Below are 8,651 nucleotides of genomic sequence, written 5' to 3' on the forward strand. Positions count from 1 at the left end.
GCGTCGGCGCCCCGGCCAGGTGCAGCCCCAGCGCGGCCGGCCGCACGGTCAGGTCCACCGCCTCCCCCGCAGCCAGACCGCGCGCCGACAGATGACTCAGCGCGGCGAGGTACTCCTGCGCGTTGGCGGTGGTCTCGTCCAGGGTCGTGGCCGGGGCGGCGAGCAGGTCCAGCGACGCGGCGGTGCGGGTCTGCCGCAGTTCGAGCGCCACATCCGCCGCCTGCGCGACCGTCTCCCCCGCCCGGAACCGCTGCGCCAACTTGGCCTCGAGCCGGGACCGACGGCTCAGCGCCCGGACCACCGGGCTCTCGGCCACTCCCTTGGCGCGACGCCGCACCGACTCCTTGATCTCCACGTCGGGCAGCCTACGGCCTGACCGCGGCGCTCACGGCGTCCGGCGGCGCAGCGTCAGCGAGCCCAGCACGAGGGCTCCGATGATCCACGCTCCGACAATGAGGAAATCGGATGCCACCGCGGGATCGGCCGAGACCGAGACCTCCTTGGCCGCGTCGACCGAGTACGACAGCGGCAGCACGTTCGAGATGGCCTCGAGCACCGCCGGCATGCGGTCGCGCGGCACGAGCAGCCCGCACAGCAGGAACTGCGGCAGCACCGTCGCGGGCATGAACTGCACCGCCTGGAACTCGGTCTGCGCGAACCCGCTGGCGAACAGGCCCAGCGCCATGCCGAGCAGGCCCGAGAGCATGACGACCACGACGAGGAGCCACGTGGGGCCGGCGACGTCGAGCCCGCACACCACGATCGCGAACCACGACACGAGCGCGCCCTGCACGATGGCCATGAGGCTGAACGCGACGGCGTAACCGAGGATGAAGTCGGCCTTGCCCAGCGGCGTCGAGAGCAACCGCTCCAGCGTGCCGGAGGTGCGTTCGCGCAGGGCCGCCACGGACGTCACCACGAACATCACCACGAGCGGGAACGTGCCGAGCAGCGCGGCGCCGAACTGGTCGAAGAGTCCGGTGTCGGCGTACACCCACGCGAGCAACCCGATGAGCACGATCGGCAGCCCGAACATCAGCGCGATGGTGCGCTTGTCTGAGCGGATCTGCCGCAGCACCCGCGCGGCCGTAGACAGCGTGCGCCCGGGGTTCATGACACGCCCGCCTCGACGAGCGCCAGGAACGCACCCTCGGCGTCGGCAGCCCCGGTGCGCGCCAGCAGATCCGGCAACGTGTCGTCGGCGATGAGCCTGCCGGAGCGCAGCAGCAACAGTCGGTCACACCGCACCGCCTCGTCCATGACGTGGCTCGAGACGAGCAGCGTGCGCCCCGCGTCGGCCAGCGCCCGGAACATGTCCCACAGGTCGCGGCGCAGCACCGGGTCGAGCCCGACGGTCGGTTCGTCGAGCACGAGCACCTCCGGGTCGCCCACGAGCGCGGCGGCCAGCGACGCCCGCGAGAGTTGCCCGCCGGAGAGTTCCCTGGCGTGCCGGTTCGCGTGATCGGTCAGGTCGACCGTCTCGATGGCCCGATCGGCGGCCTCGCGGTGGTTGGCCACCCCGAGGATCCGCGCGAAGTACCGCACGTTGTCGCGCACCGACAGGTCGGCGTAGATGCTCGGCGACTGGGTGGTGTACCCGACGCGGTGGCGCAATTCGGGGTGCCCGGCGGGCAGGCCGAGCACGGTTACCGTGCCCGATTCGATGCGCTGCACCCCGACGATCGAGCGGATCGCCGTGGACTTGCCTCCACCGCTCGGGCCGAGCAGACCCACGACGGAGCCTCGTTCGATGGTCAGTGACAGGTCCGGCAGCACGACGTGGCCGCCGCGTTTGACGCTGAGGTGCTCGACCTCGATGACCGCGTCGACCGTCATACCCGGGCCTTCGCAACTCCGGCCGCGACGTGACGACGGGCGAAGGCGAGGGAATCGGCCAGGATCTGATCGCGCTGCGCCGGGTCGGCCCGGCGGGTGGACACCTCGAGGGTGATGCCGCCGCGGTAACCCGATGCCGTCACGTACTCGAGGAACTCCGCGCACGGCTGGTTGCCCAGGCCAGGCGGCAGGTGTTCGTCCAGGATCGTCGTGCGCCCCGAGCCGTCGGCGAGGTGCACGTGCGCCAACCGCGCTCCGAGGCGGCGCACCATGTCCATCGCGTCGCTGCGCGCGGTCGCGGTGTGCGAGAGGTCCATCGTCACGTGCGGGTAGGGCTGGTCGCAGGGATCCCAGTGCGGCAGGTACGCCTGAGCCGACGCCGGGCCGGCCTTCCACGGGAACATGTTCTCGACCGCCAGGACGATGTCCCGCTCCGCCTCGCGCTGGGCGATCCCCTCGGCGAACCGGCGCGCGTAGTCGCGCTGCCACCGGAACGGCGGGTGCACCACGACGACCCCGGCACCGACCTCATGCGCCAGGTCGATGGAGCGGTCGATCTTCGTCCACGCGTCGGTGGTGCCGTAGACGTGCTGGCTGACCAGCAGCGTCGGCGCGTGGATGGAGTGGATCATCAGGTCGTGGTGGTCGGCCAGCGACTTGAGCGCGCCGCCCTCCTGGGTGCGCTTGTCGCCCAGGACCATGATCTCGACTCCGTCGTAGCCCAGTCGGGCCGCGGTCGCGAACGCCGCCGAGATCTTCGCGGGATAGACCGACGCGGTCGACAAGGTGATGGGGATGTCGCCGCCGTGCCCTGCCGCCGAATCGCTCATGATTCGAGCCTAGACCCCGCTGGGGTCACTCATCATGTCGAAGTAACGCAAGATGACCCCTTCGCGCAGCGCCCAGGGTCCGATCTCGAGCTTCTCGACGCCGAGGAGATCCATGGCCGCCTCGGCCACGATCGCTCCGGCGAGGAGTTGCGCGGCCCGGGAGTGCGAGACTCCGGAAAGCGTGGCGCGTTCGGCGGCGGTCATCGTCGAGACCTTGGCGATGACCTTGCTGATGCCCTCGCGGGTCAGGGTGCGCTCGATGAACGGGCCACTGCTCGAGGGCGCGGCGCCGTTGATGCGGCCCAGGGAGCGCATCGTCTTCGACGTGCCGACGACGTGGTTGGGCACGCCGGCGCGCTTGACCCTGCCGACCTGGGTGCCGATCTGGGCGCGCACGTACTTGCGGGCGGCCTTGATGTCGTCGGCGGAGGGCGGGTCGCCGGGCAGCCAGTCGCGGGTGATGCGGCCCGCGCCGAGCGGCAGGGAGATCGCGATGTCCGGCTCCTCGTCCATGCCGATGGCGATCTCGAGCGATCCTCCGCCGATGTCGATGACGAGCAGCTTGCCGCTCGACCAGCCGAACCAGCGACGCACCGCAAGGAAGGTCAGCTTGGCCTCCATGTCGCCGCTGAGTTCACGCAGTTCGACCCCCGTCTTGTGCGAGACGTCCTGGAGCACCTCGTGGCCGTTGGGCGCCTCGCGGATGGCGCTGGTGGCGAAGGCGAGCAGTTCGGCGCAGCCCTTGTCCTCGGCCACCTGGATGCATTCGTTGACGAAGGTGATGAGGCGCTCACGGCCGTCGTCGGAGATCCGGCCGTCGTCGAGCACATGCTCGGAGAGGCGTAGCTCGAGCTTGTACGACGACTCCGGCATCGGGTGCGCGCCGTACGAGGCGTCGACGACGAGCAGGTGAACGGTGTTCGAGCCGACGTCGATCACTCCAAGGCGCATTGGTCCAGCATAGAACCGCCTCGGGGTGGCTCGGCCCACGGTCGGCGCCGCGGGTGGGCCGTACGCTGGCGTGGTGCCCGAAAGCGAGTTGACCGCCCCCCGCCACTGGGTGGAGTTCCAGGACCCGGCCGATGACGACCAGCGGTTCCGCTGCGACCTGACGTGGCTGACCTCGTCGTGGACGTGCATCTTCGGCCGCGGGTGTCCGGGCATCTACGCCGACCGGCCCGACGACGGGTGCTGCAGTCTGGGGGCGCATTTCACCGACGCCGACGATGTTGCGCGGGTGGCGAAGGTGGCGCGGCAGCTGACGCCGGCGCAGTGGCAGTTGCACCCCGGCACGGCGAAGCGGGCGGCGTGGACCGAGAAGGAGGACGGCGCGACGAAGACGCGGCGGGTCGAAGGGGCGTGCATCTTCCTCAACCGGCCCGGGTTCGCCGCCGGGTCCGGGTGCGCGCTGCACCTGTTCGCCGTGGAAAGCGGGGTGGAGCCGCATACGACCAAACCCGACGTGTGCTGGCAACTGCCGATTCGGCGCTCCTATCGCACGATCGAACCGCCCGATGGGACGAGCTATCTCGAGGTGACGATCGAGGAGTACGACCGGCGCGGATGGGGGTCGGGTGGGCATGATCTCGACTGGTACTGCTCGGGGAATCCGGCGGCGCACGTGGGGGCAGAGCCTGTGTACGTCAGCGAGCGCGCTGGGTTGGTGGAACTGATGGGTCAGGCCGGGTACGACGTGCTCGTGTCGTACTGCGAGGCGCACCTGGCGGCGGCGGATGCGCTTTCGCCGGGGTGGCGTGGCGGGGCGGAGTCTCGTGGGGCTGGGTCTCGTGTGGCTGGGTCTGGCGCTCCGGACCCCGGCGGGCGCGCGCTCCTCCGCCTGTTCATTCACCCCGCGACGACTGCTTCTCGAGCCACTTCCGGTACGGGACCCGCTTGAGGTCGAAGGTCGTGCCGAAGTGCGCCCATTCGTTGCGGCCCAGGCGTGCCAGCGGGTGGATCGCGTCGGGTCGCGGGTGGCGCTGCGTGACCGGGTCCGGCTCCGAGGTCGCCTCGTCAATGGCCACGTGCAGCACCTCACCGATGACGAGATGACAATTGCCGATCGGAGTGATGTCCACCTTGCGGCACTCCAGCGCCACCGGCGACTGGGCCACCCGCGGCGGGATGACCCGGCGTGACGGTTCGCGCTCGATCCCGACGGCGTCGAATTCGGAGATCCCCGCTGGGAAGTCCGTCGAGGTGGCGTTGATGTCGTCCTCGAAACCCCCAGCGGCCATGTTGACGACGAACTCGCCGGTGGCGTCGATGTTCGCGGCCGAGTCCTTCCAGCCGACCGACGTGAACGCGATCATCGGCGGGTCGACGCTGACCACCGTGAAGTACGAGTGGGGCGCCAGGTTGTCCACCCCGTCGGCCGAACGCGAACTGACCCACGCGATGGCGCGCGGGACGACGCAGGCGTTGACGAGCTTGTAGACGCCGCCGGGCGCCAATGTGGCGGGGTCGATCTCGTGGCGAGTCATGACCCCCATGCTGTCACTGCGGGATGAGCACCGTGACGGTCTCGGCGATGCAGGCCGGCTTGGCGGAGCCCTCGAGCTCGACGGTGAAGCGGAACACCGCCTGGGACATGCTCTCGCCGCGCGTCACCTCGGCCACCTCGGCGCGCCCACGCACCCGCGACCCGACCGGCACGGGAGTGGGGAACCGGACCCTGTTCGAGCCGTAGTTGAGCATGGCCGACAGGCCGTCGACGCGGTACATCTCGTAGGCGAAGCGGGGCAGCAGCGACAGGGTCAGGTAGCCGTGGGCGATGGTGCCGCCGAAGGGGCTGTCCTTGGCCTTCTCCACATCGACGTGGATCCACTGGTGGTCGCCGGTGGCGTCGGCGAACATGTTGACCTCGTCCTGGGTGACGGTGTGCCACGAGCTGGGCTCGAGCTCCTCGCCGATCGCTGCTTCGAGGTCGTCGATTCCGTTGAAAACGCGCATGTGGCATTGATACCCGAACAATCGGGTGTTCTCCACACCCGGGTTCATGCCCATTCGTGGCGGTCGCCATTCATCGCCCGGCTCGTGGATGGGCAGTCCGTGACCTCGCCGGGAAGCGTTGTCGGGGCCGCGACGTAGTGTCTCGACCATGGCAACGAAGACCGCCCGGATAGCCGGGTACAAGTGCAGCGAGTGCGGCTGGACCACGGTGAAGTGGGTCGGTCGCTGCGGCGAGTGCCAGGCCTGGGGAACGGTCGCCGAGGTGGGCGCGGCGACCGCGGTGCGCACCACGGCGGCGCGGGTCATCGAGCGGCCGGCCGTGCCGATCGCGCAGGTCGACGCCTCGCGCGCGCAGGCACGCAGCACCGGCGTCGATGAGTTCGACCGGGTGCTGGGCGGAGGACTCGTTCCCGGAGCCGTCGTGCTCGTCGCCGGCGAGCCGGGGATCGGCAAATCCACGCTCCTCCTCGATGTGGCGGCGCGGGCAGCCCGGCCGGGCAGCAGCGTGCTGTACATCTCCGGGGAGGAGTCGTCGGCGCAGGTCCGGGGCCGGGCCGAGCGCATCGGGGCGGTCGCGGACCACCTGTACCTCGCGGCCGAGACCGATCTGGCCACGGTGCTGGCCCACATCGAGCAGGTCAAGCCCTCGCTCGTGGTCGTCGACTCGGTGCAGACCATCTCGTCGGCCGAGGTCGAGGGCGCGGCCGGCAACGTCGGCCAGGTACGCGAGGTCGCGGCGGCGCTGATCCAGGCCGCCAAGAGGGCCGGCATCGCCATGCTGCTCGTTGGCCACGTCACGAAGGAGGGGTCGATCGCCGGGCCCCGCGTGCTCGAGCACCTCGTCGACGTCGTCGTCCAGTTCGAGGGCGACCGCCACTCGCGCCTGCGCCTGGTGCGAGCCGTCAAGAACCGCTACGGCCCCACCGACGAGGTCGGCTGCTTCGACCTCGACGACCGCGGCATCACCGGGTTGAGCGACCCGAGCGGGCTGTTCCTCTCGCAGCGCACCACCCATGTGCCCGGCACGTGCGTGACCGTCACGCTCGAGGGCCGGCGCCCGCTCGTCACCGAGGTCCAGGCGCTGGTGACGAAGTCGACCCTGCCGACGCCGCGGCGCACGACGTCCGGCCTCGACTCCTCGCGCGTCGCGATGGTCCTCGCGGTGCTCGAGCGTCGCTGCGAGGTGCCGTTCGCCGGCGCCGATGCGTACCTGTCGACCGTGGGCGGCGCCCGACTGACCGAACCGGCCGCCGACCTCGCGCTGGCCATGGCCCTGGCCGGCGCGCTCGTCGACCGGCCGCTCGTGCCGGGGGCGGTGGCGATCGGTGAGGTCGGGCTCGCCGGTGAGGTGCGGCAGGTACCGGGCCTGCCCCGACGCCTCTCGGAAGCCGCCCGTCTGGGTTTCAGCCGCGCGTTCGTGCCGGTGGGAGCACGCCGTGACGGTCGCCTGCCCGACGGCATCGAGGTGATCGAGGTCCCCGACGTACGCTCCGCGGTGCTGGCCGCGATCCCCCAGCGCACCGGCGCCCGCGAACTCGCCCGCTGATCCGAGCGGCGAAAACGTTCCCCGTGACTCCTCGGGCATAGGATCGGCTCGTGCAGTCCGACGATCCCCTGTTTCTGGCCACCCTGGCAGCGGTCGCGCCCGGAACCGAACTGCGGGACGGGCTCGAACGCATCCTGCGGGGCAACACCGGTGCCCTGATCGTGCTGGGCCACGACAAGGTCGTCGAGAAGATGTCGACCGGCGGGTTCCCCATCGACATCGAGTTCTCCGCGACCCGTCTGCGCGAACTCGCGAAGATGGACGGCGCGGTCGTGCTCGATCGCGACGGGACGCGCATCATCAAGGCGGCCACCCAACTGCTGCCGGACGCGACGATCGAGACCAGCGAGTCGGGCACCCGTCACCGCACGGCCGAGCGCGTCGCCAAGCAGACCGGCCTGCCGGTGATCTCGGTCTCGCAGTCGATGCGGATCATCGCGCTGTACGTCGCCGGCGGACGTCACGTCATCGAGGACTCCATCGCCATCCTCGCGCGGGCCAACCAGGCGCTCCAGACCCTGGAGCGGTACAAGGCCCGGCTCGACGAGGTCACCGGCACGCTGTTCGCGGTCGAGATCGAGGACCTCGTCACGGTCCGCGACGTCGCCACCGTGCTCCAGCGCCTCGAGATGGTCCGCCGCATTTCCGGAGAAGTGAGTGGTCACGTCGTCGAACTCGGCACCGAGGGTCGACTGCTTGCCCTGCAACTCGAAGAACTCACCAGCGGCGTCGACGATGCGCTCAGCGCCACGATCCGCGATTACGTCCAGGCCGACCGGGACGACCTGACCGTCGAGGCCGTCAGCGCCGATCTCGCTGGGTTGACCGCCACGGAGATCATCGACCTCGGCACCTGCGCGCGGGCGCTGGGCTACGCCGTCGTCGGTGACTCGCTCGACACCCAGATCAGCCCGCGCGGCTACCGCCTGCTCAGCAAGGTGCCGCGCCTGCCCGGTGTCGTCGTCGACCGGCTCGTCGACCACTTCGGCTCCCTGCAGAACCTCCTCGGCGCCAACGTCGACGACCTGCGCGCGGTCGACGGCGTGGGTGAGGGCCGTGCCCGGCTCGTGCGCGAGGCCCTCTCCCGCCTCGCCGAGTCGAGCATCCTCGAGCGGTACGTCTGAGGCGTGACCGAACCCCGCGATCTGCACGGTCCCGTCCTGCGGTGGTACGCCGCCCACGAGCGCCCGCTGCCGTGGCGCGACCCCGACGTCGGCGCCTGGGCGGTGTTCCTCTCCGAGGTGATGAGCCACCAGACGCCTGTGGCCAGGGTCGAACCGATCTGGCGCGAGTGGCTCGAGAAGTGGCCCACCCCGGCCGCGCTGGCCGCCGACTCCCCCGGCGAGGCGGTGCGCCGCTGGGGCCGGCTGGGCTACCCCCGGCGGGCGCTGCGCCTGCACGAGTCGGCCGTGGCGATGGTCGAGCACCACGACGGGCAGGTACCCGCCGACCACGAGGCCCTGCTGGCCCTGCCCGGCGTCGGCCCC

10 protein-coding genes and 1 pseudogene are annotated in these 8,651 nt (G+C 70.7%); 4 read left to right on the forward strand and 7 right to left on the reverse strand.

Features of this window, described 5'->3' with window-relative positions:
• From KD1_RS11035 to KD1_RS11055, 5 genes are all read right to left on the reverse strand, one after another.
• Nucleotides 1-355, reverse strand: a 355-nt coding sequence (locus tag KD1_RS11035) for a hypothetical protein (RefSeq protein ID WP_217995869.1), incomplete at its 3' end; no start/stop codon positions are given.
• Between the two features lie 30 nt (nt 356-385).
• Entirely contained in the window at nt 386-1,114 is a 729-nt protein-coding gene (locus KD1_RS11040) for an ABC transporter permease (protein WP_068401885.1), read from the reverse strand.
• On the reverse strand, nt 1,111-1,836 hold the full coding sequence (locus KD1_RS11045) for an ABC transporter ATP-binding protein (RefSeq protein ID WP_068401886.1): 726 nt from the start codon (nt 1,834-1,836) through the stop codon (nt 1,111-1,113). Before KD1_RS11045 ends, KD1_RS11040 begins: the two co-directional genes overlap by 4 nt.
• Entirely contained in the window at nt 1,833-2,666 is an 834-nt protein-coding gene (locus KD1_RS11050) for a sugar phosphate isomerase/epimerase family protein (RefSeq protein ID WP_068401888.1), read from the reverse strand. Before KD1_RS11050 ends, KD1_RS11045 begins: the two co-directional genes overlap by 4 nt.
• Before the next feature lie 9 nt (nt 2,667-2,675).
• Nucleotides 2,676-3,617 carry a Ppx/GppA family phosphatase gene (locus tag KD1_RS11055; protein WP_068401890.1) on the reverse strand — a complete coding sequence of 314 codons (942 nt, stop codon included), beginning with the start codon at nt 3,615-3,617 and terminating at the stop codon, nt 2,676-2,678.
• A gap of 73 nt (nt 3,618-3,690) precedes the next feature.
• On the opposite strand from KD1_RS11055, the gene KD1_RS11060 reads away from it, so the two are divergent.
• The gene (locus KD1_RS11060) at nt 3,691-4,563 is read left to right on the forward strand and encodes a DUF3109 family protein (RefSeq protein ID WP_068401899.1); all 873 of its coding nucleotides are present in this window, start codon (nt 3,691-3,693) and stop codon (nt 4,561-4,563) included.
• On the opposite strand, the gene KD1_RS11065 is transcribed toward KD1_RS11060, so the two are convergent.
• Both KD1_RS11065 and KD1_RS11070 read right to left on the reverse strand, forming a co-directional pair.
• The gene (locus tag KD1_RS11065; RefSeq protein ID WP_068401897.1) at nt 4,508-5,149 is read right to left on the reverse strand and encodes a flavin reductase family protein; all 642 of its coding nucleotides are present in this window, start codon (nt 5,147-5,149) and stop codon (nt 4,508-4,510) included. The genes KD1_RS11060 and KD1_RS11065 overlap by 56 nt on opposite strands.
• Before the next feature lie 13 nt (nt 5,150-5,162).
• Complete coding sequence (locus KD1_RS11070) at nt 5,163-5,618, reverse strand: MaoC family dehydratase (protein ID WP_068401901.1); 456 nt, start codon at nt 5,616-5,618, stop codon at nt 5,163-5,165.
• A gap of 148 nt (nt 5,619-5,766) precedes the next feature.
• Between KD1_RS11070 and radA the strand changes: the two genes are divergently transcribed.
• The 3 genes and pseudogenes from radA to KD1_RS11085 form a co-directional block, all read left to right on the forward strand.
• Nucleotides 5,767-7,164, forward strand: a complete 1,398-nt coding sequence (radA, locus tag KD1_RS11075) for a DNA repair protein RadA (protein ID WP_068401892.1) — start codon at nt 5,767-5,769, stop codon at nt 7,162-7,164.
• A gap of 50 nt (nt 7,165-7,214) precedes the next feature.
• Entirely contained in the window at nt 7,215-8,288 is a 1,074-nt protein-coding gene (gene disA, locus KD1_RS11080; RefSeq protein ID WP_068401894.1) for a DNA integrity scanning diadenylate cyclase DisA, read from the forward strand.
• Nucleotides 8,289-8,291: 3 nt separating this feature from the next.
• Nucleotides 8,292-8,651 (forward strand): annotated as a pseudogene (locus KD1_RS11085) (A/G-specific adenine glycosylase); the annotation flags it as partial.

Origin of the sequence: Kribbia dieselivorans NBRC 106261, assembly GCF_001552435.1 — a bacterium.
Lineage (GTDB): Bacteria > Actinomycetota > Actinomycetes > Actinomycetales > Dermatophilaceae > Kribbia > Kribbia dieselivorans.

Bases quoted from the DNA above. Each gene is read 5' to 3' on its own strand.
- KD1_RS11065 (WP_068401897.1), bottom strand. From the start codon at position 5,149: ATGACTCGCCACGAGATCGACCCCGCCACATTGGCGCCCGGCGGCGTC.
- radA (WP_068401892.1), top strand. From the start codon at position 5,767: ATGGCAACGAAGACCGCCCGGATAGCCGGGTACAAGTGCAGCGAGTGC.
- KD1_RS11045 (WP_068401886.1), bottom strand. From the start codon at position 1,836: ATGACGGTCGACGCGGTCATCGAGGTCGAGCACCTCAGCGTCAAACGC.
- KD1_RS11055 (WP_068401890.1), bottom strand. From the start codon at position 3,617: ATGCGCCTTGGAGTGATCGACGTCGGCTCGAACACCGTTCACCTGCTC.
- KD1_RS11050 (WP_068401888.1), bottom strand. From the start codon at position 2,666: ATGAGCGATTCGGCGGCAGGGCACGGCGGCGACATCCCCATCACCTTG.
- KD1_RS11040 (WP_068401885.1), bottom strand. From the start codon at position 1,114: ATGAACCCCGGGCGCACGCTGTCTACGGCCGCGCGGGTGCTGCGGCAG.
- KD1_RS11070 (WP_068401901.1), bottom strand. From the start codon at position 5,618: ATGCGCGTTTTCAACGGAATCGACGACCTCGAAGCAGCGATCGGCGAG.